At 31.4% G+C, this 25,785-nt stretch carries 18 protein-coding genes; 16 read left to right on the top strand and 2 right to left on the bottom strand.

The features are described 5' to 3' along the window. Positions 1–44: 44 nt before the first annotated feature. From fabV to Q0V24_RS01245, 3 genes are all read left to right on the top strand, one after another. On the top strand, positions 45–1,211 hold the full coding sequence (gene fabV / locus Q0V24_RS01255) for an enoyl-ACP reductase FabV (protein WP_297517767.1): 1,167 nt from the start codon (positions 45–47) through the stop codon (positions 1,209–1,211). 188 nt (positions 1,212–1,399) lie between these two features. After that, on the top strand, positions 1,400–2,806 hold the full coding sequence (locus Q0V24_RS01250) for an MATE family efflux transporter (protein ID WP_297517764.1): 1,407 nt from the start codon (positions 1,400–1,402) through the stop codon (positions 2,804–2,806). Between the two features lie 160 nt (positions 2,807–2,966). Further along, positions 2,967–4,406 (top strand): DEAD/DEAH box helicase, encoded by a 1,440-nt coding sequence (locus tag Q0V24_RS01245; protein WP_297517761.1) that lies wholly within the window; start codon positions 2,967–2,969, stop codon positions 4,404–4,406. A 63-nt stretch (positions 4,407–4,469) separates the two neighbouring features. Here the strand turns inward: Q0V24_RS01245 and ytaF are convergent, their stop codons facing one another. Both ytaF and uvsE read right to left on the bottom strand, forming a co-directional pair. After that, complete coding sequence (gene ytaF, locus Q0V24_RS01240) at positions 4,470–5,087, bottom strand: sporulation membrane protein YtaF (protein ID WP_297517758.1); 618 nt, start codon at positions 5,085–5,087, stop codon at positions 4,470–4,472. A 110-nt stretch (positions 5,088–5,197) separates the two neighbouring features. Then, on the bottom strand, positions 5,198–6,445 hold the full coding sequence (gene uvsE / locus Q0V24_RS01235) for a UV DNA damage repair endonuclease UvsE (protein WP_297517755.1): 1,248 nt from the start codon (positions 6,443–6,445) through the stop codon (positions 5,198–5,200). Between the two features lie 506 nt (positions 6,446–6,951). Between uvsE and ilvN the strand changes: the two genes are divergently transcribed. From ilvN to Q0V24_RS01170, 13 genes are all read left to right on the top strand, one after another. After that, positions 6,952–7,473 (top strand): acetolactate synthase small subunit, encoded by a 522-nt coding sequence (ilvN, locus tag Q0V24_RS01230; protein WP_297517752.1) that lies wholly within the window; start codon positions 6,952–6,954, stop codon positions 7,471–7,473. 33 nt (positions 7,474–7,506) lie between these two features. Further along, a complete protein-coding gene (gene cimA, locus Q0V24_RS01225) occupies positions 7,507–9,099 on the top strand; it encodes a citramalate synthase (RefSeq protein WP_297517749.1) in 1,593 nt (530 codons plus the stop codon). A 24-nt stretch (positions 9,100–9,123) separates the two neighbouring features. Beyond that, positions 9,124–10,386, top strand: coding sequence for a 3-isopropylmalate dehydratase large subunit (gene leuC / locus Q0V24_RS01220; RefSeq protein ID WP_297517746.1), 1,263 nt, complete (start codon positions 9,124–9,126; stop codon positions 10,384–10,386). 28 nt (positions 10,387–10,414) lie between these two features. Next, complete coding sequence (gene leuD, locus Q0V24_RS01215) at positions 10,415–10,906, top strand: 3-isopropylmalate dehydratase small subunit (protein WP_297517744.1); 492 nt, start codon at positions 10,415–10,417, stop codon at positions 10,904–10,906. A 17-nt stretch (positions 10,907–10,923) separates the two neighbouring features. Beyond that, positions 10,924–12,003, top strand: a complete 1,080-nt coding sequence (gene leuB, locus Q0V24_RS01210; RefSeq protein ID WP_297517741.1) for a 3-isopropylmalate dehydrogenase — start codon at positions 10,924–10,926, stop codon at positions 12,001–12,003. An 11-nt stretch (positions 12,004–12,014) separates the two neighbouring features. Further along, positions 12,015–13,673 (top strand): dihydroxy-acid dehydratase, encoded by a 1,659-nt coding sequence (gene ilvD, locus Q0V24_RS01205; protein WP_297517738.1) that lies wholly within the window; start codon positions 12,015–12,017, stop codon positions 13,671–13,673. Between the two features lie 63 nt (positions 13,674–13,736). After that, on the top strand, positions 13,737–15,395 hold the full coding sequence (ilvB, locus tag Q0V24_RS01200; RefSeq protein WP_297517736.1) for a biosynthetic-type acetolactate synthase large subunit: 1,659 nt from the start codon (positions 13,737–13,739) through the stop codon (positions 15,393–15,395). Between the two features lie 23 nt (positions 15,396–15,418). Next, the gene (locus Q0V24_RS01195; protein ID WP_297517734.1) at positions 15,419–16,933 is read left to right on the top strand and encodes a 2-isopropylmalate synthase; all 1,515 of its coding nucleotides are present in this window, start codon (positions 15,419–15,421) and stop codon (positions 16,931–16,933) included. Between the two features lie 66 nt (positions 16,934–16,999). Further along, positions 17,000–18,001: a ketol-acid reductoisomerase gene (ilvC, locus tag Q0V24_RS01190; protein WP_297517731.1), complete on the top strand. Its 1,002-nt coding sequence runs from the start codon at positions 17,000–17,002 to the stop codon at positions 17,999–18,001. 269 nt (positions 18,002–18,270) lie between these two features. Next, entirely contained in the window at positions 18,271–19,686 is a 1,416-nt protein-coding gene (locus tag Q0V24_RS01185) for a glycosyltransferase family 2 protein (RefSeq protein WP_297517729.1), read from the top strand. 124 nt (positions 19,687–19,810) lie between these two features. Then, the gene (mnmH, locus tag Q0V24_RS01180) at positions 19,811–20,881 is read left to right on the top strand and encodes a tRNA 2-selenouridine(34) synthase MnmH (RefSeq protein WP_297517726.1); all 1,071 of its coding nucleotides are present in this window, start codon (positions 19,811–19,813) and stop codon (positions 20,879–20,881) included. Positions 20,882–20,902: 21 nt separating this feature from the next. Then, positions 20,903–22,843, top strand: coding sequence for a DNA topoisomerase IV subunit B (locus Q0V24_RS01175; protein ID WP_297517724.1), 1,941 nt, complete (start codon positions 20,903–20,905; stop codon positions 22,841–22,843). Between the two features lie 14 nt (positions 22,844–22,857). Continuing rightward, positions 22,858–25,767, top strand: a complete 2,910-nt coding sequence (locus Q0V24_RS01170; protein WP_297517722.1) for a DNA topoisomerase IV subunit A — start codon at positions 22,858–22,860, stop codon at positions 25,765–25,767. Positions 25,768–25,785: the final 18 nt, after the last annotated feature.

Genomic DNA, 25,785 nt, shown 5'->3' with positions numbered 1-25,785 from the left:
AAGTCAAAGTATTTGATTTTAAATTTAAATTGAGGAGAGATAAAATGATAGTAGAACCTAAATTTAGAGGATTCATATGCACTACATCGCACCCAAATGGTTGTAGAGAGAATGTTAAAAGACAAGTTAATTATATAGAGAGTAAAGAAAAACTTGGAAATGTAAAAAATGTTTTAGTTATAGGAGCAGGGGCCGGGTATGGTCTTGCAAGTACAATAGTTGCAGGATTATCATGCAATGCTAATGTTTTATCTATAAGTTTTGAAAGAGAAGCAACTGAAAAAAGAACAGCATCAGCAGGTTGGTATAATACAGAAGCTGTTAAAAAAACTTTTAAGGATAAAAATTTAAAGTATATAAAAATGAATGGTGATGCTTTTTCAGATGAAATAAAAGCTGAGGCTATAGAGAATATAAAGACTGAAATGGGAACTGTTGATTTAATTATATATTCACTTGCAGCACCAAAAAGAATTATTCCTAAAACAGGTGAAGTTGCAAATTCAAGTTTAAAACCAATAGGCGAATCATTCTCAAGTAAAACAATAGACTTCCATACAGGAAAAATATTTGATGTAACTATCGAATCAGCTTCTAAGGAAGAGATTGATGGGACAATAAAAGTTATGGGTGGAGCAGATTGGCTTTTATGGATGGAAGCATTAAAAAGTGAAAATCTTCTTTCAGATGGTGCAAAAACTATCGCATATAGTTATTTAGGACCAAAAATAACAGACCCTATATACAAGAATGGAACTATCGGCGCGGCAAAGGCAGACCTAGATGTAACTGCACCAAAGATAGATTCAATGCTTTCAGATATAGGTGGAAAAGCATATGTTTCAGTAAATAAAGCTTTAGTTACACAAGCTAGTTCAGCTATACCAGTTATCTCACTTTACGTTTCACTTTTATATAAAGTTATGAAAGTGAAGGGAATTCATGAAGGGTGTATAGAACAGATATATAGATTATTTGAGCAACTTTATGGAAATGAAAAACTTAATTTAGATGATAAAGGTAGAATAAGACTTGATGACTTAGAAATGAGAGAAGATGTTCAAGCAGAAATATTAGCAACATGGCCTCTTATTAATTCGGAAAATGTATTTGATATAACAGATGTTGAAGGTTTTAGAAGTGATTTCTTTAAGCTATTTGGATTTGGTTTTGATAATGTAGATTATACAGAAGATGTGGCAATAAAATAAAGTTTATTCAAAAAGATTTAATAATATAATAGAGTGAAAACAGTAGCCTAATTTTGGTAAATGGAATATCATAAGATTAGTATTATAAAAAATAAGCATCCTAAAATTTTAGGGTGCTTATATTTGTGTTTGTATAAAACCTAGATTTAAATACATGTAGGTTTTGTAATTTTGAGGGGGACAATTGAATGAAGAGTAAAATTAAGGAGTTTTTTTCTGATAAAAGGTTTTATAGAACTTTATTTGTTTTAGCATTACCAATAATTATTCAGAATTTACTTATGTCATCACTTAGTATGGCTGATACTATGATGGTTGGAGCATTAGGGGATAGACCTGTAGCTGCAGTTGGTATAGGAAATCAGGTTAACTTTTTGGTGCAATTATTTATGTTTGGTATACTTGGTGGAAGTAGTATATTTATCTCACAATTTTGGGGAAAGAAAGATAACTATAATATAAAAAAAACAGTGGGTCTTAGTATTGTAAGTAGTATTATTATTGGAATATTAGGGACTATAATAGTTATTTTTGGTTCTGATTTTATAGGTAAAATATTTAGTGATGATCTATTAGTTATAGAACAAGTTAGTACATATCTTAATGTTATGGCTTTTAGTTATATTATTAATGCGATTACAATAGGACTTGCTTATGCACTAAGAAGTATAGAAGATTCTAAAAGTCCTATGATAGTAAGTGCGATAGCAGTTTTTACTAATGTAATACTTAATTATTGCTTAATTTTTGGTGAATTTGGAATGCCGGAACTTGGTGTTAAAGGTGCAGCTATTGCAACAGTGATAGCAAGGTTTTTAGAAGCAATATTACTTGTTTTAATAGCAAGCAAAAATCCAGTATTTAAAGGAAAGTTTTCAGAGTTTTTAGATTTTGATTTAGCTTTTTTAAAAGCTGTGTATAAATCAATAATACCAGTTCTTTTAAATGATGTTTGTTGGGGTGTAGGAAATTTCCTATATTCAGTTGCTTATGGACAAATAGGGACAGAGGCAATGGCAGCAGTTCAGATTTGCACTAACATACAAAATATATTTATGGTTCTTGGAATGAGTATGGCAAGTGCAGGGCTTGTTATGATTGGGAATCAAATTGGTGCAGGTAAAGAGGAAAGGGCTAAGGATTATGGAAATAAGTTTACTATTCTAGCATGTATTGTTGGAATTGTTATGGGGATTTTAGTTATTTTCACATCAAAATCAATAATAGATTTATTTAATGTTTCAGCAGGAGTAAAAACATACTCTGTATTAATACTTAATGTATTTGTTATAATGTCACCGGTTAGAATGATGAATTTAGTTATAATAGTTGGAGTTCTAAGAGGTGGTGGAGATGCAGGATATGCATTGAAAGCAGAGGCTATACCTATGTGGCTTATAGGAGTTCCATTTGCTTTTATAGGAGCTGTAGTATTAAAACTAGATATCCATTATGTTGTAATGCTAGTTTCAATTGAAGAAGTTTTTAAACTTATACTTGGTGGAAGAAGACTTCTAAGTGGAAAATGGATAAAAAGCGTTATAAAAAATATAGATAGTAATGAGGAAATAGTAAATGTAAATACAGGGATTTAAATATATGTAGGAAGTGTTTGAGTTGAACACTTCCTATTTTTATAGAAAATATCTAAGTATCTGTTATAATAAAGAGTATCAATTTAGTACATAATCTTATGTAAAGTTTTAAATTTTGCATAAGTAAAATATAGTAAAACTTTTAGGAGGATTTTTATAGATGACATTTAAAAAAATGAATTTAGATAAAAAGATAATTACAGCACTTGATAATTTAGGGTATCATACACCCTCAGATGTTCAAAGAGAGACAATTCCGCATTTATTAAATAAAAAAGATATTATTGTTAAGTCAAAAACAGGTTCAGGAAAAACAGCAGCATTCTCTATACCAGCTTGTGAAATGGTTGTTACAGAAGAAAGTAATGTTCAAGTTTTAATTCTTGTTCCTACAAGAGAACTTGCAATTCAGGTTAAAGAAGAGATTGGAAATATAGGAAGACTTAAAAAAGTTAGAGCTTGTACTATATTTGGGAAAATGCCATACAATGACCAAATAAGAGAGCTTAAACAAAGAGTACATATAGTTGTTGGAACTCCAGGAAGAGTTATTGACCATATAAAAAGAGGAACTTTAGATTTAAAAGATTTAAAAATGATGATAATTGATGAGGGAGATAAAATGCTTAATATGGGCTTTATTGACCAAATTAGAGAAATCTTCTTTGCAGTTCCAAATGGGATTGTTACAACTTTATTCTCTGCTACAATCCCAAGTGAAATTAAACAACTTGGAGATATTTATATGAATGACCCACAAGTTATGGAAGTTAAATCAAAGCTTGTTAATGAGGGGAAAATTCATGAGAGTTATTTAAGTCTTGATAAAAGAGATAAGCTTAAAACTTTATGGAATCTTTTATATACAAAAAATCCAGAAAGTACAATAGTTTTCTGTAATACAAAAGATGAAGTAAGATCAATTGCAACTCTTTTAAAGAAAGAGGGAATTATAGCATGTGAAATACATGGAGATATGGAACAGGCAGACCGTATGGAAGTTATGAAGCAGTTTAAAAATAAAGAGTATAAAGTTATGGTAGCAACAGACCTTGCTGCTAGAGGAATTCATATAGACCATATTCAACTTGTTATAAATTATGAAGTACCAATGGAACAAGATAGTTATGTTCATAGAATTGGTAGGACAGGTAGAGCTGGTAAAGAAGGGGATGCAGTTACTCTTGTAGCTCCATTTGAAGAGAAGTATTTAAGAGGGGTAGAAGAATATATAGAAAGAAGAATACCTCTTGGAGAAATGCCATCTGAGGATGTAGCAAGAGTTTGCAGAACTAAATTTAAAGAAGCGCAAAGAAAGATGCTTGAAGCAATAAAAACTAACAAAGTTAAAGAAGTGCATAAAGATGTTATGAAACTTCACTTAACTGGTGGAAAGAAGAAAAAAATCAGACCACTTGATATAGTAGGTGCGGTAAGTAACCTTAAAGGACTGACAGGGGATGATGTTGGAATAATAGATGTTCAAGATGGATTCTCATATGTTGATGTACTTAATGGAAAAGGTAATTTAATTCTTAAAAATTATAAAGATATAGTTATAAAAGGTAAGAAGATTAGAGTAACTAGAGCAAAAGCGTAAAATAAACAAAACCCTACTGTTGGTAAAATAGTAGGGTTTTTTTATGTTAATAATAGAAGTAAATTAATTTAGGGCTTCTATTAGGGCTAAGAATAAGATTATTACGCCTGATATTAAGCTACCTTTTTCAGCAATAAATTTATTCAAGAATCTTTTTGAAACATATATACCAAGGGGAATCAAGATTATTGAAAATATAAAGGTGAAAATAGTGGTTAGATAAACATCAAGTCCTGTAATGCTAGCAGCGAGTCCAAGTGCAAAATTATTAATGGCAAGTGCTAGGGCGAGTGTTACAGATTCTCTAAGTTCAATTGAACCAGATTTATCTGTATCAGCAATCTCGGGGAATTTAAGTATTGCTTTAGAGCAACTATTCCCAGTAGAGCACAAACACTCAGGTGCATGTGCATGTTTTGTTTTCCTGTAATCTAATATAAAATAAACTCCTAAAATGAGAAGAACGAAAGCTCCAAGTAAATTTGCTGATTTTATAGATAATATGTTTATTAGCATAGCTCCAAAAATCATAGACAAGAAAGTTCCAAGAGCTGAAACAAAAGCTATTACTAAATTACTAAGAAAGCCTATTCTTATGTTCTTTGTGCCATATGCAAGTGAAACCATAAATGTATCAAGACTTGCTGAAAGAACGAAAAGTAAGATTGGAATTAAAGTCATATAAGCCTCCAAAATATCTCTTTGTAATAATATATATAAAAATAAAGTAATTTGTTACAAGTTATTAGACATAAAAAAAACTACATTCGCATATGAATGTAGTTTTTTACTTATAGTTGTGAAAAGAAATATGTTTCAAGCAAGACCGTTGCATTATTTCTTATTGCTATCTCATACATATAGTTTTTACAACGCTTTAGCTTATTATTAAGCATTAATTTTTCTATGTGATTTTTTTCTGATTGTTTTATAATATCACCAATTAATCTAAGGGAATCCCTAAGGGCAATCATAAAACCTTTTTTATCTATAAAGCTTTCTAATGATTCATCTATAATTTTATAAAAATCTATCATAGAATTTGTACTTGTAGCAATTCCTAAAGTTTTTTTATTGAAATTATTTCCTTTTTCAATAAGTAAAAGTTTATATTTTGAATGTTCTTTTATTAAGTCTTTAGAAGTGAATTTATGACCTTCGAGTTCTTTAATAATATTATGGCATTTTAGTGCAGATATATCACCATCATTTGACTCAAGTGTAACATCTGATTGGAATTTCTGTATTGTATTATAAAATGCTATAAATTTATCTGTGAATATAGTGTCTGATTGTTCTCCTTTTTTCTTAGAATGATTTTGCTGACTGTAGTGAATAATCATTTTTCCGTAGGTGCTTTTCCACGTATCTGATACCATATCTAATTTTTCAAGAAGAGTTAAATCATTGGATTTAGAAATTTTATCATAAAGAGTATTAAAAAGCATAGGAGCTGAAAGTATCTTGCAAATAGCTAAAACATCATCAAAAGAATAGTTTTTCACATCATTTGCAAGGATTAATCTATCTTTAATATCTTGTGATAATTCACTATATACATCAATAAATCTTTCGATTGCAGCCTTTTTATTAGTATAGACACCACCTATTTCTAGAATGATTTTATGTGAGGTATCAAGCTTTAGTGCTTTCATAAATTTTATATGTTCATTTAAAAAAGCAATTGATTTTTTTACAACATCTATGTTAGGTGAGTTAAGTAAGGTGTATTTTTGAGGGAACATAGTAACCCTTATATCATTATTTTTTATTAAGTTAGATATTTGAGCTATTTCCACTGATAAGATGTTAGTCCAATCGGTAGAATTATTATAATGTGTTGAGTTGTCTAGTATATCTGAACTTATTCTAAATAAGTGTATATCATTATCTATATTGTGAGCTAAAATTAGTTTTAAGTTTTTAAGATTTTCTCTAAGTGATTCAATAAACTCTTCATTAGTAAACTTCTTTGAAACAATTCTTTTATCTGTTCTAGCATTTATAGTTAAAGGAGCGCAAGAATAACCAATTTTCATAATTACCTGCTAACAAATAATATTTGTAGCAGTTCACCACCTTTCTTGATACATTTATTTTTTAAAAATTTAAAGTGCTTGATATTTTAACTCTAACAATAGTATGTACCAAAACTTAAAACTATATAAAAAATTCTTTATTTTAATTATTAAATGAGAAAATTTTTTTTAATAAAAGTAGTAATTGAGAGAATGAATTGATTTTTATTTTGATATATTTTGAGGGGTAAAATTATGCTAAAAATAAAGTGAAGTAGTTAAAATTATTGAATTATTAAAAAAAATATAAAATTATTGACAATATATGGTAATAAGAGTACAATTTTTAAAAAATAGTAAAAGAATAAGTGGTTTTTATATTATATTAATATTTAGAAATAGTATAGGTTTACAAGACTTATACTTTTTTTATTTAGATTAAATGATAAAAAATGTAATAAAAATACAGGATAAATGAATATAATTAAAGATTTAGATAGTTAATTTTACAAAAAGGGGGCATTTTTGTGGACAAACATGTTTTATCAGTATTAGTTAGAAATTCATTTGGAGTTTTAAGTAGGGTTTCAGGATTATTTTCAAGAAGAGGATTTAATATAGAAAGTCTTACTGTTGGAAAAACTCAAGATGAAGATATCTCTAGAATGACTATATCAATCTTGGGGAATGATGAAGTCTTAGATCAGGTTATCAAGCAACTAAATAAACTAGAGGACGTTAAAAAGATAATTAATATAAATGATGAGGATTCTATTTATAGAGAGCTTGTACTTGTAAAAGTTAAGGCTACTGCAAATGAGAGAGCTACTATAAATGAAGTAGTTAAGATCTTCAGATGTAAAATTGTTGATATAGCAAAAGACTCTTTAACAATTGAGCTAACAGGAGATGAGAGTAAAGTAACTGCACTTATAGAACTTGTTAGTGAGTATGGAATTAAAGAAATAGTAAGAACAGGAATAACAGCACTTGAAAGAGGCGATAAGGAAATTACAGCTTATGGGGAATATTTTGAGGGTGAATACTAAACCTTTTTAAGTATATTTAGGAGGTGATTTTCCATGACTAAGATAGAAATATTTGACTCCACACTAAGAGATGGTGCACAAGGACAGGGAATTAGTTTTTCGTTAGAAGATAAAATTAAGATATGTAAAAGTCTAGATTCTTTAGGCGTTGATTATATAGAAGCTGGAAACCCTGGTTCTAATCCAAAAGATATGGAGTTTTTTAATAAGATAAAAAATATTGATTTTAATAATTCGCAAATAGTTGCATTTGGAAGTACAAGACGACCGATGATAAAGGCTAGTGAGGATAAAAATCTACAAAGCTTACTTAGTGCAAAGACTAAAACTGTTGTTATATTTGGAAAGGCTTGGGATTTTCAAGTTACAGATATACTAAAAACTACACTTGATGAAAATTTAAAAATGATAGCAGATACGATAATATTTCTAAAGGAAAATGGTAGAGAAGTTATCTTTGATGCAGAACATTTTTTTGATGGGTTTAGAGCTAATAAAGATTATGCAATAAAAACAATAATAACTGCAAGTGAGAGTGGTGCAAAAATAATAGTTCTTTGTGATACAAATGGTGGAACTCTTTGTGGAGATATAGAAAAAATAGTTAGAGAATTAAAAGAAAAGAATGATTTGAATATAGGGATACATTGTCATAATGATATTTCAATGGCAGTAGGTGGTTCAATCTCAGCAGTAGTTGCAGGTGCAAATCATGTTCAAGGGACATTTCTTGGGATAGGGGAAAGGTGTGGAAATGCTAGTTTAAGTAGTATTATACCAACTCTTAGTTTAAAACTTGGATATGAGCTTATCTCAAAAGATAAACTAGAAGAACTAACAACAACAGCACGATTTATAGCTGAGATTTCTAATATAAGCATTAGAGATGAAGAACCTTATATAGGTAATAGTGCTTTCGCTCATAAAGGTGGAATGCATATAGATGCAGTTGTAAAGAATTCAAAATCATATGAACATATAGAACCAGAGTCTGTTGGTAATAAAAGAAGATTTCTTATTTCAGAGGTTAGTGGAAAAGCTACTATCTTAAAAGAAATTCAAAAGATTTTTCCAGAGCTATCAAAAGAGTCAAAAGAAGTTGAACTTATAACAAACAAGCTAAAAGAACTTGAGTATGAGGGATACCAATTTGAAGGAGCTGATGGAACAATTGAACTTGTAATGAGAAAGATAATAGGCAAATATGAGCCTTTCTTTGAACTTATAAGTTTTAAAACAATAGGTGAGCAGTGCACAGAACTTAATAATAAATATAGTTCAACTGCATTTGTAAATATATCAGTTGAGGGTGAGAGTCATATTACAGCAGCAGAAGGTGAAGGACCAGTAAATGCCCTTGATAAAGCCCTGAGAAAGGCATTAGAAGTTTTTTACCCAGAACTTAAAAATATTAGACTTGTTGATTACAAGGTGAGAGTTTTAGATACTGAGTTAGCTACTGATGCAAAAGTTAGAGTTTTAATTGAGTCAACTGATGGGGTAGAAAATTGGGGGACAGTAGGAGTTTCAAGAGATATTATTCAGGCAAGCTGGATAGCACTTGTAGATTCTATTGAGTATAGACTTATAAAAGACATAGAAAGAAAAGTTAGAAAGTATTTTTAGTTAGTTTAAGAGGGGGATTTAATTATGGGAATGACTATGACGCAAAAGATTCTTGCAAAACATGCAGGGCTTGAAATGGTAAAGGTAGGACAACTTATAGAGGCAAATTTAGACTTAGTATTAGGAAATGATATTACAACTCCAGTGGCAGTAAAGGAATTTGAAAAACTTAATTTAGATCAGGTTTTCCATAGTGATAAAGTTGCAATAGTGCCAGATCACTTTACACCAAATAAAGATATTAAATCAGCAGAACAGTGTAAATGTATTAGAGAATTTTCAGCAAATAAAAAAGTGAATAATTTCTTTGATATTGGAGAAATGGGTATAGAACATTGTCTATTACCAGAAAAAGGCCTTGTTGTAGCAGGGGATGTTGTAATTGGGGCTGATTCTCATACTTGTACTTATGGGGCTCTTGGAGCATTTTCTACAGGGATTGGTTCAACAGATATGGCAGCAGGAATGGCTACAGGGAAATGTTGGTTTAAAATTCCTGAGGCAATAAAGTTTAATCTTACAGGAAAGCTTAATAAGTGGGTAAGTGGAAAAGATGTTATTCTTCATATAATTGGAATGATAGGTGTTGATGGTGCTTTATATAAATCAATGGAGTTTGTTGGTGATGGAATTAATAATCTTTCAATGGATTCAAGATTTACAATGGCTAATATGGCAATTGAAGCAGGAGCTAAAAATGGTATATTCCCAGTTGATGATGCAACTATTGATTATATTAAAGAACATTCTAAAAAAGAGTGGGTTAAATTTGAAGCAGATGATGATGCGGAATATTGTGAAACTTATGATATAGATTTATCAACAATAAGACCAACTATTGCATTCCCAAGTCTTCCTGATAACACAAAAACTATTGATGAAATAACTGAGCCAGTTGAAGTAAATCAAGTAGTTATAGGTTCTTGTACAAATGGAAGAATGGAAGATTTAAGAGAAGCGGCAGCAATATTAAAAGGAAATAAAGTTAAAAAGCAAGTCAGAACTATTGTTATACCAGGGACACAAAAAATATATTTACAAGCTATGGAAGAGGGTTTACTTAGAATCTTTATAGAATCAGGTGCAATAGTTTCAACACCAACTTGTGGACCTTGTCTTGGTGGACATATGGGGATACTTGCAAAAGGTGAGAGAGCACTTTCAACAACTAATAGAAACTTTGTAGGAAGAATGGGTCATGTTGAATCAGAAGTTTATCTTGCAAGCCCAGCAGTTGCAGCAGCGACAGCTATATTAGGTAGAATTGCTTCACCAGAACAACTTTAAGAGAGAAGAAAAGAGGGGGATATTAAAGATGGAAGTTTGCGGAAAAGTTTTTAGATATGGAAATAATGTAGATACAGATGTAATAATTCCAGCAAGATACTTAAATACTTCAGATGAGAAGGAACTTGCTATGCACTGTATGGAAGATATAGATACAGAGTTTGTAAATAATGTGGAAGATGGAGATATCATAGTTGCAGATAAGAATTTTGGATGTGGTTCATCAAGAGAACATGCACCAATAGCAATTAAAGCAAGTGGAGTTAGCTGTGTTATAGCAAAGACTTTTGCAAGAATATTTTATAGAAATTCAATCAATACTGGGCTACCTATTTTAGAATGTCCAGCAGCTACAGAGGGAATTAAAGCTGGAGATAAAGTTACAGTTAATTTCTCTACAGGACTTATAAAAAATGTAACAAAAAATGAAGAATATCAAGCAGAGCCATTCCCAGAGTTTATGCAAAATATCATAAACCAAGGTGGACTTATAGAGAAAATTAAAAAACAAGTGAGATAGATTGGGGGAAGTATAAAATGAATTTTAATATTGGGGTTATTAAAGGTGATGGAATAGGACCAGAGGTTGTTGACCAAACACTTAAAGTTTTAGATAAAATTGCAATAAAGTATAATCATGAGTTTAATTATCATGAAGGAATTGCTGGAGGTTGTGCTATAGAAGCTACTAATGGAGAAACTGCACTTCCAGATGAAACTTTAGAGATGTGCAAAAAGATGGATGCAGTATTTTTAGGTGCTGTAGGTGGTCCTCAGTGGGATAATTTATCAGGAACTGTAAGACCAGAACAAGCACTTTTAGGTTTAAGAGGAGCACTTAATTTATATTGTAATTTAAGACCAGCTTTATTATATAAACCTCTTAAAGATGCATCGCCACTTAAAGAATCAATTATAGGAGATGGAATTGATATTTGTGTTGTAAGAGAACTTACAGGTGGAATCTACTTTGGAAAAAGAGAGCTTATTAAAAATGGTGATGAAGAAATAGCAAGAGATACAGAAGAGTATTCAACTTTTGAAGTTAGAAGAATAGCAAAAAATGCTTTTGATGTAGCAATGAAGAGAGATAAAAAAATTACAAGTGTTGATAAAGCAAATATACTTGAGAGTTCAAGACTTTGGAGAAGAGTTGTTGAAGAGGTTCACGCTGATTATCCAGAGGTTGAAGTTAATCATATGTATGTAGATAATGCTGCAATGCAACTTGTAAGAGATCCAAAACAATTTGATGTTATTTTAACAAGTAATATATTTGGAGATATCTTATCAGATGAGGCTTCTATGATAACAGGTTCAATAGGAATGTTACCATCAGCAAGTCTTGGTGATGGTAGTTTTGGAATGTATGAGCCTATTCATGGTAGTGCACCAGATATTGCAGGGAAAGGAATTGCGAACCCTCTTGCAACTATATTATCAGCAGCAATGATGCTTAGATATAGTTTTAATTTAGAGAAAGAAGCAGTAACAATAGAAAATGCAGTTATAAGTGTTTTAGAAGATGGTTATAGAACAGGAGATATAAATAGTGAGGGCATGAAACTTGTTGGAACAGATGAAATGGGACAACTTGTTATAAATGCTTTAGTATAGGGGTGTAAATTATGAGAAGTGATAGGATAAAACTAGGAGCAAGCAAAGCTCCACATAGGTCATTATTAAAAGCTTCAGGGCTTACAGATGAGGAAATTGCAAGACCTCTTATTGGAGTGGTTACATCTCAAAATGATATTATACCAGGGCATATTAATCTTGATAAAATAGTTGAGGCTGTTAAGACAGGGATTATTATGGCAGGTGGAACTCCTTTAGTATTCCCAGTTATAGGAGTTTGTGATGGAATTGCTATGGGACATAAAGGAATGAAATATTCTCTTGCTACAAGAGAAATAATTGCAGATTCAATCGAATGTATGGCAAATGCACATGGGTTTGATGGGCTTGTTCTTATTCCTAACTGTGACAAAATTGTCCCAGGAAGTGTTATGGGAGCTTTAAGAGTTAATATCCCAACAATTGCAATTTCAGGTGGGCCAATGCTTGCTGGTATATTTAAGGATAAAAAATGTAGTCTTTCTACTGTTTTTGAAGGTGTTGGAGCTTTTGAAGCAGGAAATATGAGCGAAAAGGATCTTTTAGATTTAGAAAATAATGCATGTCCAACTTGTGGTTCGTGTTCTGGGATGTTTACAGCAAATTCAATGAATTGTCTTTGTGAGAGTCTTGGAATTGCACTTCCAGGGAATGGGACAATTCCAGCAGTTTATTCAGAAAGAATTAGACTTGCTAAAAAAGCTGGTATGGCAGTTATGAATCTTGTAGAAAAAAATATTAAACCAAGAGATATTATAAATGAAAAAAGTATAGCTAATGCACTTGCTGTAGATATGGCGCTTGGATGTTCAAGTAATAGTGTTCTTCATTTAACAGCAATTGCAAATGAAGCTAAAGCAAATATAAATTTAGATATTATAAATGAAGTAAGTTCAAAAGTTCCTAATCTATGTAAACTTTCACCAGCAGGGGCTTCACACATAGAAGATTTATACGCAGCAGGTGGAGTTACAGCGGTTATGAATGAACTTAGCAAAAAGAATTTAATAGATTTATCTTTAATTACTGTTACAGGAAAAACTCAAGGTGAAAATATTGAGGGCATAAAAGTTTTAGATAATTCTGTTATAAGAGATATAGAAAATCCTTATAGTTTAACTGGAGGGATTGCTATATTAAGAGGTAATCTTGCAAAAGATGGGGCCGTAGTCAAAAAATCAGCTGTTTTACCAGAAATGTTAGAACACACAGGTCCAGCAAGAGTATTTAATTCAGAAGAAGAAACAATAGAGGCAATTACTTCTGGAAAAATAGTTAGTGGTGATGTGGTAGTTATCAGGTATGAAGGACCAAAAGGTGGACCAGGTATGAGAGAGATGTTATCTCCTACATCTGCGATTGCTGGAATGGGGCTTGATAAGTCAGTAGCACTTATTACTGATGGAAGATTTTCAGGGGCGACTAAAGGGGCATCTATAGGGCATGTATCACCAGAGGCAGCAGAAGGGGGAGTAATTTCTCTTGTTGAGGAGGGAGATATAATTTCTATTGATATTCCAAAGGGTATTTTAAATCTTAATGTTTCAGATGAGGTTTTAGAGGAAAGAAGAAAAAATGTAGTATTATTAGAACCTAAAATTAAGGAAGGGTATTTATATAGATATTCAAAACTTGTTTCATCAGCTAGTGAGGGAGCAATTCTTAAATAGTTCTAATTTAAATTGAAATAAAAAAGAATCAGCAATAAGGATAAAATAAAAGGGGTGATATTTATGATGTTAAATGGGTCAGAAATATTAGTAAAATGTTTATTAGATCAAGGTGTTGATACTATCTTTGGATATCCAGGTGGAGCAGTATTAAACATTTATGATGCTTTATATAAAAATAGAGATAAGATAAATCATGTTTTGACTTGTCATGAGCAAGGGGCTGCTCATGCTGCTGATGGCTATGCAAGATCAACTGGTAGGGTTGGTGTATGCCTCGCTACTTCAGGGCCTGGAGCTACAAATCTTGTTACTGGAATTGCAACTGCATATATGGATTCGATTCCAATGGTTGCAATTACAGGTAATGTTCATAAGTCACTTCTTGGAAAAGATAGCTTTCAAGAGGTTGATATAGCAGGTATTACAATGCCTATTACAAAGCACAATTATATAGTTAAACATTTAAAAGATTTGCAAAAAGTTATAAGAGAAGCTTTTTATATTGCACAACAAGGAAGACCAGGACCAGTTCTTATAGATATTACAAAAGATGTCACAGCAGATATTATTGAGTATAAATATAAGGCACCTAAAAATATAAAAAGAAGTACTGATTATATAACAGATTCAGCAATTGGAAAAGTTGCTGAAATTTTAAATAGTAGTAAAAAACCATTTATATATGCAGGTGGTGGAATTATAAGTTCAGAAGCAGAAAAAGAACTTAAACGACTTGCAAAAAAAATATCAGCACCAGTTTCAAGTTCTTTAATGGGACTTAGTGCTTTTGATAGTGAGGATAAACTTGCAACAGGCATGATTGGAATGCATGGAACAAAAGCTTCAAATTTACTAGCTGTTGAGTGTGACGCATTTATTTGTATAGGTGCAAGATTTAGCGATAGAGTTATAGGTAAAAAAGAGGATATAAAAAATGCAAGTGTAATTCATATTGATGTAGACCCAGCAGAAATTAATAAAAATATAAAAGCAGACTGTTATGTTGTAGGGGATATTAAAGAAGTTTTAAATAAATTATTACCTTTATTAGATGAAAAATCAAATAAGGATTGGAGTAATAGATTAGAAGAACTTAAAGAGGTTGAAAGTACAGTTATAAAGCCTAATACACCACAAGAATTATTTAGTATTTTAAATGATATTACTAAAGGAGATGCTGTGATTGTAACAGATGTTGGTCAACATCAAATGTGGACAGCTCTTGGGTATAAATTTAAAACTCCAAGAACTTTTATATCATCAGGTGGACTTGGAACTATGGGGTTTGGACTTGGGGCTGCTATAGGTGCTCAGTTTGCTAATCCAGATAAAAAAGTAATTTTAATAACTGGAGATGGAAGTTTTGCAATGAATTGCAATGAAGTTCCAACTGCTATTAAAAGTGGACTACCATTAACAATAATATTACTTAATAATAATGCTCTTGGAATGGTTAGACAGTGGCAAACACTTTTCTATGATAAGAGATATTCAAGTACAACTCTTGATAGAAAAACTGACTTTGTAAAACTTGTTGAAAGTTTTGGTGGGCAGGGATATAGAGTTGATATTGAAGATAATAGTTATGAAATTTTAAAAGAAGCTATAGAAAGTAGAGAAACTACATTAGTAGATTATATAATACATGAAGATAATAAGGTATTTCCTATGGTTGCACCAGGGTCACCGATAAAAGATATTATTTTAGGGGAAGAATAAATTAATTCAAGGGGGAAGATTTAATGAGTAAAAAAATAAAAATATTTGATACTACTCTACGAGATGGAGAACAAACACCAGGAGTTAATCTTAACCTAAAAGAGAAAGTTATTATAGCTAAAAAACTTGAGGAACTTGGAGTAGATATAATTGAAGCTGGCTTTCCAATGGCATCAAAAGGTGATTTTGATGCTGTAGAGGCTATTGCAAAAGAAATTAAACATGCTACAGTTGCAGCCCTTTGTAGAGCTAGTAAGAATGATATAGATAAAGCTTATGAGGCTATAAAGGGTGCAGCAAAACCAAGAATTCACACATTTTTAGCAACTTCACCTATTCATATGAAGCATAAGCTTAATATGAGTGAAACAGAGGTCTTAGAAAAAGCAGTTGAAATGGTTGCTTATGCAAAAACTCTTTGTGATGATATTGAATTTTCAGCAGAAGATGCTTATAGAAGTGATAGAGATTTTTTAGTTGAAGTTTGTTCAAAGGTTATAGAGGCAGGGGCAACTGTTATAAATCTTCCTGATACTGTAGGGTATGCACTTCCAACAGATTACCATGATTTCATAAAGTATGTTATTGAAAATACTAGGGGTGCAAAGAATATTGAATTCTCAGTGCATTGTCATGATGACCTTGGTATGGCAGTAGCAAATTCACTAAGTGGGATTATGGCTGGGGCAACACAGGTTGAATGTGCAATTAATGGACTTGGTGAAAGAGCAGGAAATGCAGCTTTAGAAGAGATAGTTATGACTATCAAAACTAGAGAAAGTAGCCTTGATATGCATTCAGATATAGATACAACAAAGATTTGGAGAGTATCTAATATGGTTTCTTCAATTACAGGGGTATTTGTTCAGCCTAATAAAGCAATAGTAGGTAAGAATGCTTTTGCACATGAATCAGGAATTCATCAAGATGGAGTTTTGAAGGAAAAGTCTACTTATGAAATTATAACTCCAGAATCTATTGGTAAGTATGCAAATGATAATATAGTTTTAGGTAAACATTCAGGTAGACATGCTTTTGATGATTATTTAAAGAAGCATGGAATGAGTTTAGATAAAGATGCTTTAGATGAAGCTTTTATAGAATTTAAAAAAATGACAGATAAGAAAAAGCATATAAGTTCAAGAGATATAGATGCAATTATAAATAATAATGTATCTAAAATAGAAGAGGTTTATAAACTTTTATCTTTCCAAGTATATAGTGGGAATAAAATGATTTCTACTACTACTGTTGAAATTGAAAAAGGTGATGAAACTATTACTGAGAGTGCAGTGGGTGAGGGTTCAGTTTCATCAGCATTTAAAGCTGTTGAGAGAGCACTTGGTTTTGAACTTAAATTAGAGGATTATGCAATTAGGTCAGTTACAGATGGGAAAGATGCACTAGGGGAAGTTACAGTGAAAATTTCATCTGATAATGAAATATATACAGGAAGTTCTCTTTCAGCGGATATTATGGAAGCTAGTATTGGTGCATTAATAAATGCTGCAAATAGAATGATAGAATCTAAAAATTAATTAAGCTATTAAATAAAAATTTATTTGATATATATTAAAAAAGAAAAAAATGGGGGTATTTTAATTATGGCAAAGTTATTTTATGAAAAGGACACAGATTTAAATCTTTTAACAGCTAAGAATGTTGCAATTATTGGTTATGGAAGTCAAGGACACGCACATGCGTTAAATCTTAAAGAGAGTGGTGTAAAGGTAACAGTTGGATTATATGAGGGTAGTAAATCATGGAAAAAAGCAGAGGAAGCAGGACTTCCAGTTGCGCTTGTAAGTGAAGCTGTTAAAAATAGTGATGTTATTATGATATTAGTACCAGATGAAAAGCAAAGAGAAATGTATAATAAAGAAATTGCTCCGTATTTAACAGAAGGAAAATCATTAGTATTTGCTCATGGGTTTAACATTCATTATACACAAATAGTTCCACCAGCTAATGTTGATGTATTTATGGTAGCACCAAAAGGTCCAGGACATATGGTAAGAAGAACTTATACTCAAGGTTCAGGAGTTCCATGCCTTATAGCTGTATATCAAGATTATACAGGACAGGCTAGAGATTTAGCTCTTGCGTATACAAATGCTGTAGGAGGTGCAAGATCAGGAGTGCTTGAAACTACATTTAAAGATGAAACAGAAACAGATTTATTTGGGGAGCAAGCTGTATTATGTGGAGGCTGTAGTGCTTTAATTAAAGCAGGATTTGAAACATTAGTAGAAGCTGGTTATGCTCCAGAAAATGCTTATTTTGAGTGTATGCATGAAATGAAACTTATAGTTGATTTAATGTACCAAGGTGGTCTTGAAACTATGAGATATTCAATTAGTGATACTGCAGAGTATGGTGATTATGTTGTAGGAAATAGAATTATTACAGATGAAACTAAAAAAGAAATGAAAAAAGTTTTAGTTGAAATTCAAGATGGTACTTTTGCAAGAAATTGGCTTGTTGAGAATCAAGTAGGAAGACCTAGTTTTAATGCAACAAGAAGAAATGAAACAGAGCATCAAATAGAAAAAGTTGGAAAAGAACTTAGAGGGATGATGAGCTGGATAAATAATGATGTAAAATAATTGTTAACTTAATTTGAAATATAGTTTATAATAAAGGTGAATATACATTAGTATATTCACCTTTTATTTGTGTAATTAATATAAAGGTAAAAGCATATTAATTTAAATATGCTTAAATGTAAAGGTAATCTATTAAAAATAACTTACAATGTTATAAAATATTTGAATTTTTACTTGATAAATAATATAATAGTAAAAGACAATAAATAGAAAATATAAAATTTGGAAAAAATGTATTTTTTGGTAATTAAATTTTAGGAGTGACAAATATGGAAAAGAGCTTTTTTATAGTTAGTATAATCTTCCCTTTAATCATATTAGCAATGATGGCATATCACTTTATAATTGGTCTTATTGGTGCATACAAGCTATCAAAAGATAAAGATAGAGAAACTAAGGTAAAAAGTCCGGAAAAAAGTTTTGCACTTATTGTGTCAGCACATAACGAAGAAGTTGTTATTGGTAATCTAGTTGATAGTTTTAATGAACTAAACTACCCAAAAGAACTTTATGATGTTTTTGTAATAGCTGATAACTGCACTGATTCAACAGCGGAAGTTGCTAGAAAATGTGGTGCGAATGTACATGAGAGATTCAATAAAGAAAAAAGAGGAAAAGGTTTTGCTTTAGAGTGGATGTTCAAAAGAATTTTTGAAATGGAAAAACACTATGATGCAATAGGGATATTTGATGCAGATAATTTAGTTGATAGAGAATTTTTACAAAAAATGAATTCAAAGATGTGTGATGGATATGAAGTTGTTCAATGTTATATTGAAACAAAGAATCCTAAAGACTCTTGGGTTACAGAGTCTTGTGATTTATCACTTGGTTCAACAGTAAGAAGACTTCAATTTGGAAGAGATTCTATAGGATTATCAGCGCAGCTAGGTGGGACAGGTTTTGTTCTTACTACAGACATTTTAAAAGAGATGGGCTGGGGTGCAACTTGCCTTACAGAAGACTTAGAATTTACATGTAAACTTGTTTTAAATGGTAAAAGAGTAGGTATAGCAGATGATGCTATTATTTATGATGAAAAGCCCTTAACACTTGATGATTCATGGAAACAAAGAAAAAGATGGATGCAAGGGTTTGCAGATGTCGCAAGTAGATATACTTGGAAACTGTTAGTGAAAGCCATTAAAGAGAGGGATATGATAGCATTTGACTGTGCTATGTATGTAATGCAACCATTTATGACGGCATTGCTTGCAATATCTTTAGTATTTACAGCTCTATCATCAGTATTTATTGACCAACTTAGATGTTTCTTCTCGAATTATATATTTTATGATGGACTTTGGGGAGTTATATGTCTTGCAGAGATAGCATTTATAGCTACTATGATGATGAAGGACAAGGTGAAGATTGGAAGAACATTATCAATGATGACAGCATTCCTTGCTGTAGCATTTATACAACCATTCTTTGTAGTGAACTTATCAATTTTAGATGATAAATTTATGCTTACATTATTTAATGTTATATATGCGATAATCTTCTTTGTTGTAAGTGTGAAGATTCTTGGTAAAGATGTTAAAGATGAGGTTATTAGATATGTAGGTTCAGCAATTTATGTGTTAACTTGGGTACCTATAACAATGCAAGGGATAGTTAATAAAGATAATAAAGAGTGGTCACATACAAAACATGTTAGACAACTTGGAATATATGAAATGTAGAGTAGATGCCGTATGGCATCTATTTTTTTGATTAATAAGCATAACCATATATTGGACAGGGCTATTTGACAATAATCTTTAAAAAAATTATACTGAAATTTAGTAATAAAGGTGGTGCACACAGATGTTTGGATTAATAGATTATGATGAGATACATGGAAAAGAAGAAGATTACATATTGGTGGATGTTAGAAGTGAAAGTGAGTTTGCAGAGGAAACTATAACTGGTGCTATAAACATTCCGATTTTAAAAGATAGAGAAAGAGAAATAGTTGGAACTACATATGTGAGAGAAAATACTGAAATTGCTAAAAAGCAAGGTATAGAATTTGCAGCACAGAGGCTTCCTATAATTTTTGAGGAGCTACAAGAGCTTATAAGAAAGAATCATGGTAAGAAGCTTGTTATATTCTGTGCAAGAGGTGGAATGAGAAGTGGAAGCGTCTGGGGCCTTTTGAACGGTCTTGGAATTAGAGCTTTAAAACTTAAAGGTGGATATAAATATTATAGAGCTTTTGTGACAAAAAAACTGGAAGAATATTCAAAAGATATTAAGTTTATAGTATTATATGGTAATACAGGTATTGGAAAAACTGAAATGTTATTTAAGTTAAGAGATGATGGATATGATGTTCTTGATCTTGAAGGAGCTGCAAATCATAGAGGTTCAGTTCTTGGTGGGGTAGGTCTTGGGAAGATTTATTCACAAAAGAAATTTGAGACATTAATGTATGATCAACTTAAAAATAGAAAAACGAACTTAGTATTTACTGAGGGAGAAAGTAGAAGAATATATAAGGTGATAATACCTGAAAATTTATGGAGTATTCTTCAATCAGGAGAGAAAATTTATATTACAGCAGATTTAGAGTCAAGAGCTGAGAGATTAGTTAAGGAATATACTTCATTTGAAAATGTTAAAGAGGAAATTTTAACAGCACTTGAGGGAATTAAAAAACATGCAAGTGAAGAAAATTATGAGAAGTATAGAGCTTTAACAATTGAAGGGGACTATAAGACTGTTGCAATGGAAATGATGGAGAAATACTATGACCCTAAGTATAATCATGGGTCAAATAGAGAAGAAGTTAGAGCAAGATTCCATGCTAATGAAGCAGGAGAGGCTTGTGTGAAATTAAAAGTTATATATGAAGAAGTTAAAAATGAATTAGAAAAGGGTAATATTGAAAAATAGTTAAAGTTATGGAGGAGTTAGATGGCTAAGAAGATAGAATATGATGTAACATCTCTTACATCACTAGAAAAGTTAGAACCTGTAAGAGTTAGACCAGGTATGTATATTGGTTCTACTGGAACAAAGGGTTTACATCATTGTATTTGGGAGATATTAGATAACTCAATAGATGAAATATCAAATGGGTTTGGTACAAAAGCGACTGTTATATTAAATAAAGATAAAAGTATTACTATTATCGATGATGGTAGAGGGATCCCAACTGGAATGCACCCTACAAAGAAAAAAACAGGTGTTGAGATGGTTTATACAGAACTTCACACAGGTGGTAAGTTCAATAATGATAACTATAAAACTTCTGGTGGGCTTCATGGAGTTGGAGCCGCTGTTGTTAATGCACTTTCAAAATGGCTTATTGTAGAAGTTAAGCAAAATGGAAATGTATATAGACAAAGATTTGAATATGCTTATGATAAAGAACTTAAAAAAGATATGCCAGGGACTGCTGTTACAGGTCTTAAAATTGTAGGGAAAAGCAAAGAAACAGGAACAATGGTTACATTTTTACCTGATAGTCAAATTTTTTCAACACCTGATTTTAAGTTTGATACTATAGATGAAAGACTTCAAGAACTTGCATTCCAAAATAAAGGGATGAGACTTGAACTTATAGATAAAAGAAAAGATGAAGAAGTTATAAAAGAGTATTACTCAGAGAGAGGTCTTTTAGACTTTATTGAATACTTAAATGAAAGTAAGACACCTCTTCACCCACAGGCTATATTGTTTGATGGAGAGAGAGAAGTTAATGGTCTTCAAATGTATGGAGAGGTTTGTCTTCAATTTACGGACTCTACAACAGAAAATATAGCAAGTTATGTTAACAATATACCAACAACAGAAGCTGGAACTCATGAAACAGGCTTTAAAACAGGTATGACAAGAGCTTTCAAAGAATGGGCTAAAAAGCTTGGACTTGTTAAAGAAAAGGACAAGGAGTTTGAAGGTGATGATATAAGAGAAGGTATGACTGCTATTGTTAGAATTAAAATAACAAACCCTGAGTTTGAAGGTCAGACTAAGACTAAACTTGGAAATACAGAAGCATACACTATGATGAATGATTTATCATATACAAGATTCTCAGAGTGGATAGAAGATAGTAAGCCACTTGCAACTATGATTATAAATAATGCTCTTGATGCTGCAGCTAGAAGAGATAAAATTAAAAAAATAAATGAAGCTGAAAAAAGAAAAGTAGGAAAAGGAACTGCACCCCTTGCAGGGAAAGTTGCTGTTTGTACTTTAAAGGATAGAACTGTAAATGAATTTATAGTTGTTGAGGGAGATTCTGCTGGTGGTTCTGCAAAGCAGGCTAGAGATAGAAGATTCCAAACAATCATGCCTTCAAAAGGTAAGATAATGAACACAGAGAAGCAAAAACTTGAAAATGTACTTGCATCAGAAGAACTTAAAATATTTAACACAGCAATAGGTACAGGGACATTAGACCACTATAAGGCTAGTGATTTAAAGTATGATAAGATTATAATAATGAGTGACGCTGATGTGGATGGATATCATATTAGAACTCTTTGGATGACATATATTTATAGATATATGAGACCACTTATTGCAGCAGGTCATCTATATCTTGCACAGCCTCCACTTTATAAAGTTTATAAAATGGGAAAAAATCCAACTGCAATGTATGCATATACTGAAGATGACCTTGAAGGTGCTAAAAAGAAAATTGGAAAAGGTTCATTAATTCAAAGATTTAAAGGACTTGGAGAGATGAATCCAGACCAACTTTGGGAAACTACATTAAACCCTGAAACAAGAACATTAATACAGGTTACAATAGATGATGCTGCGAAAGCAGAAAAAATGGTATCACTTCTTATGGGTGATGTTGTAGAACCAAGAAGAAAATACATGTATAAGCATGGTGAGTTTTAGGAGGCGGTTAATTTATGGCGAAGATAAAGTTTGTTGTTCCAAAAGATAGAAATATTATAGTTTCACCTCTTGAAGAAGTAATGCCAGATAACTATATACCTTATGCGGTAGAAGTTGCTAAAGAGAGAGCATTGCCAGATGTTAGAGATGGTTTAAAACCAGTACACAGAAGAATTTTATATGGTGCTTATATGCTTAAAGCATTTCCAGATAGACCATATTATAAATCAGCTAGAATAGTCGGAGATATACTTGGTAAGTATCACCCACATGGTGATACATCAGTATATGATGCGATGGTAATACTAGCTCAAGATTTTAGTACAAGAAAACCACTAATTGATGGACATGGAAACTGGGGGAGCACGGATGGGGACAATGCTGCGGCTATGAGATATACTGAAGCTAGACTTTCAAAGATATCTATGGAACTGCTTCGTGATATAGATAAAGATGTTGTAGAGATGGTTCCAAACTACTCAGATTCTGAGATGGAACCAAGAGTACTACCTGCAAAGTATCCAAACCTTTTAGTTAATGGTGCTTTTGGTATTGCAGTAGGTCTTGCAACTAATATTCCACCACATAACCTTCGGGAGGTTATAGAGGGGACTCTTGCTTATATTGATAATAATGAACTTACAACAGAAGATTTAATGTCATATATAAAGGGGCCAGACCTTCCAACGGGTGGGGTTATGATAGGGAAAAATTCTCTTAAAGCTGCTTATGAAACAGGACTTGGAAAAGTTACTGTAAGAGCTAAGGCAAGTATAGAGAAACTTGAAAATGATAGACTTGGAATAGTTATAACAGAGTTTCCTTATAGAAAAAATAAGGCAAAGATTCTTCAAACTATTTCAGATATGACTGCTGATAAAAAACATTCAAAAGCTTTAGATTCTATTACTGATATTAGAGATGAGTCTGATAGAACAGGGATTAGAGCTGTTGTTGAATTTAAGAAGACAACGGATGAGAATATGGCAGATAAGGTTATGAAATATTTATTTAAGAAGACAGATTTACAAGGAAACATAAGTTTTAATATGGTTGCGCTAGCTGATGGAAAGCCAGAAACTATGGGGCTTAAGACAATAATAATGCATTATGTGAATCATCAAAAGGATGTTATAACAAGAAGAACTAAAAAAGAACTTGAAGTAGCAGAAAAGAGATTCCATATAGTTGAAGGCTTTATAAAGCTTATAGATATAGTAGATGAAGTTATTGCAGTAATTAGAGCATCGAAGTCTAAAAAAGATGCACATGAAAATTTATTAAATAAGTTTGGATTTACTACTCTTCAAGCAGATTCTATATTAGAACTTATGCTTTATAGATTAACAGGTCTTGAAGTTGATGTGTTTAAAAAAGAATATAAAGAATTACTTGAAAAAATAAAAATGCTTAAAAAAATATTATCTGATGAAACGACTTTATTAAATGTTATAAGGGAAGATCTTAAAGATGTTATGGAAAGATACGGAGATGATAGAAGAACTGCAATCGTAGAAGATGATAGTGAAGCTAAAATTGAAATAGAAGAACTTATAATAGAAGAAGATGTTATGGTTACAATTTCTCATGATGGTTTTGCTAAAAGATTACCTATGAGAACTTATAAGCGTTCAAATTCTGAGGTGAAAGATATTGATTATAGAGAGGGAGATTACCTAGAGTATTCAATACCTTCAAATACAAAACAAACACTTATGATATTTACAGATGCAGGTAATATGTATAAGTTTAGAACTTATGATTTATTAGATACTAAGTGGAAAGAGAAAGGTGAAAGGCTTGATGGTCTTATAAGAAGTCTTAATCTTGAGAAAGAAAAGATTATATCAATAGAGTCAATTGATAGTTTTAGTCCAAGCAAGGCACTTAAATTTATAACAGCAAATGGTCTTATTAAAAGAACTAGTCTTGATAAACTTATAAGTAACTATACAAAACTTGTGGCAATTAAACTTAAATCAGATGATACACTTGCAAAAGTATTCTTAGAAGATATAGAAAAAGAGCCAAAGTTCTTAAAAATTATAACTTCAGGTGGACTTGAGGCTGTTATAGAAGAACCTATACTTGAACTTGTAGATAGAAATATTTTAGGTGAAGAGTTATGTTCATTAAATGCAGCTAATAAGATAGTTGATGTTATTGAAACACAGGAATATCAGTATGCAGAATTTACTGTTGGTATAAATAAAAAAGGAAGCATAAAGATATATCATAAGTATGCAAAAGATAGTTATATTAAAGCACCTACAAATTCAAAAGATGAGATATTAGTATTTACTAGTATTGGTAATGTGTTTAAGTTCCCATCATTATTTGTTCAAAATAAAGAAGAACTTAAAATTACTGATATAGTAGATGGTTTTAGTGATAAAGAAGAGGTTGTAGGAGTATTCTCTGTAAATGATGAATGTTATAACAGAGATGATGCATATGTTTATTTATGTACTAAAAAGGGAATAGCTAAAAGAACTAGACTTGTAGAATTTGCAGATGCATTAACGGGTAATCTTGCAGCTAAGTTTAAGTCAGAAGATGATAGAGTTGTATCAGTAGATATAAACAATTCAGAAAATGCAAGAGTTATAGTTGTTAGTAAATCAGGTATGGCTATAAAGTTTGATGCAAATGATATAAGTGTTATGGGAAGAAATGCGGCAGGAGTTGCTGCTATGACTCTTAAAGATGATGAGGTTATATTTGCTAAGTGTATAAGCATTGTAAATATAGATGATTCAGATGATGAATATTCTAACTATAAAAAACTTATACTTGTATCAAAGGATAAGCAAAGAGTAGAAATTGAAATTAGTGATATGAAATTACAGAACAGGGCAGGTAGAGGAAGTAATGCAATGGGTGTAGTTTTAGAAGATTATGTTAAAGATGTTTCTATAAGATAGTGAAATATGATAAGAGGG

Source organism: uncultured Clostridium sp., from assembly GCF_947039605.1.
Taxonomy (GTDB): Bacteria; Bacillota; Clostridia; order Clostridiales; family Clostridiaceae; genus Sarcina.
The sequence above is the reverse complement of the archived record's forward strand: the minus strand, read 5'-3'. Positions and strand labels throughout refer to the sequence as shown.

Coding starts and splice junctions, on each gene's coding strand:
- fabV (WP_297517767.1), top strand. CDS start 45: ATGATAGTAGAACCTAAATTTAGAGGATTCATATGCACTACATCGCAC.
- Q0V24_RS01250 (WP_297517764.1), top strand. CDS start 1,400: ATGAAGAGTAAAATTAAGGAGTTTTTTTCTGATAAAAGGTTTTATAGA.
- Q0V24_RS01245 (WP_297517761.1), top strand. CDS start 2,967: ATGACATTTAAAAAAATGAATTTAGATAAAAAGATAATTACAGCACTT.
- ytaF (WP_297517758.1), bottom strand. CDS start 5,087: ATGACTTTAATTCCAATCTTACTTTTCGTTCTTTCAGCAAGTCTTGAT.
- uvsE (WP_297517755.1), bottom strand. CDS start 6,445: ATGAAAATTGGTTATTCTTGCGCTCCTTTAACTATAAATGCTAGAACA.
- cimA (WP_297517749.1), top strand. CDS start 7,507: ATGACTAAGATAGAAATATTTGACTCCACACTAAGAGATGGTGCACAA.
- leuC (WP_297517746.1), top strand. CDS start 9,124: ATGGGAATGACTATGACGCAAAAGATTCTTGCAAAACATGCAGGGCTT.
- leuD (WP_297517744.1), top strand. CDS start 10,415: ATGGAAGTTTGCGGAAAAGTTTTTAGATATGGAAATAATGTAGATACA.
- leuB (WP_297517741.1), top strand. CDS start 10,924: ATGAATTTTAATATTGGGGTTATTAAAGGTGATGGAATAGGACCAGAG.
- ilvD (WP_297517738.1), top strand. CDS start 12,015: ATGAGAAGTGATAGGATAAAACTAGGAGCAAGCAAAGCTCCACATAGG.
- ilvB (WP_297517736.1), top strand. CDS start 13,737: ATGATGTTAAATGGGTCAGAAATATTAGTAAAATGTTTATTAGATCAA.
- Q0V24_RS01195 (WP_297517734.1), top strand. CDS start 15,419: ATGAGTAAAAAAATAAAAATATTTGATACTACTCTACGAGATGGAGAA.
- ilvC (WP_297517731.1), top strand. CDS start 17,000: ATGGCAAAGTTATTTTATGAAAAGGACACAGATTTAAATCTTTTAACA.
- Q0V24_RS01185 (WP_297517729.1), top strand. CDS start 18,271: ATGGAAAAGAGCTTTTTTATAGTTAGTATAATCTTCCCTTTAATCATA.
- mnmH (WP_297517726.1), top strand. CDS start 19,811: ATGTTTGGATTAATAGATTATGATGAGATACATGGAAAAGAAGAAGAT.
- Q0V24_RS01175 (WP_297517724.1), top strand. CDS start 20,903: ATGGCTAAGAAGATAGAATATGATGTAACATCTCTTACATCACTAGAA.
- Q0V24_RS01170 (WP_297517722.1), top strand. CDS start 22,858: ATGGCGAAGATAAAGTTTGTTGTTCCAAAAGATAGAAATATTATAGTT.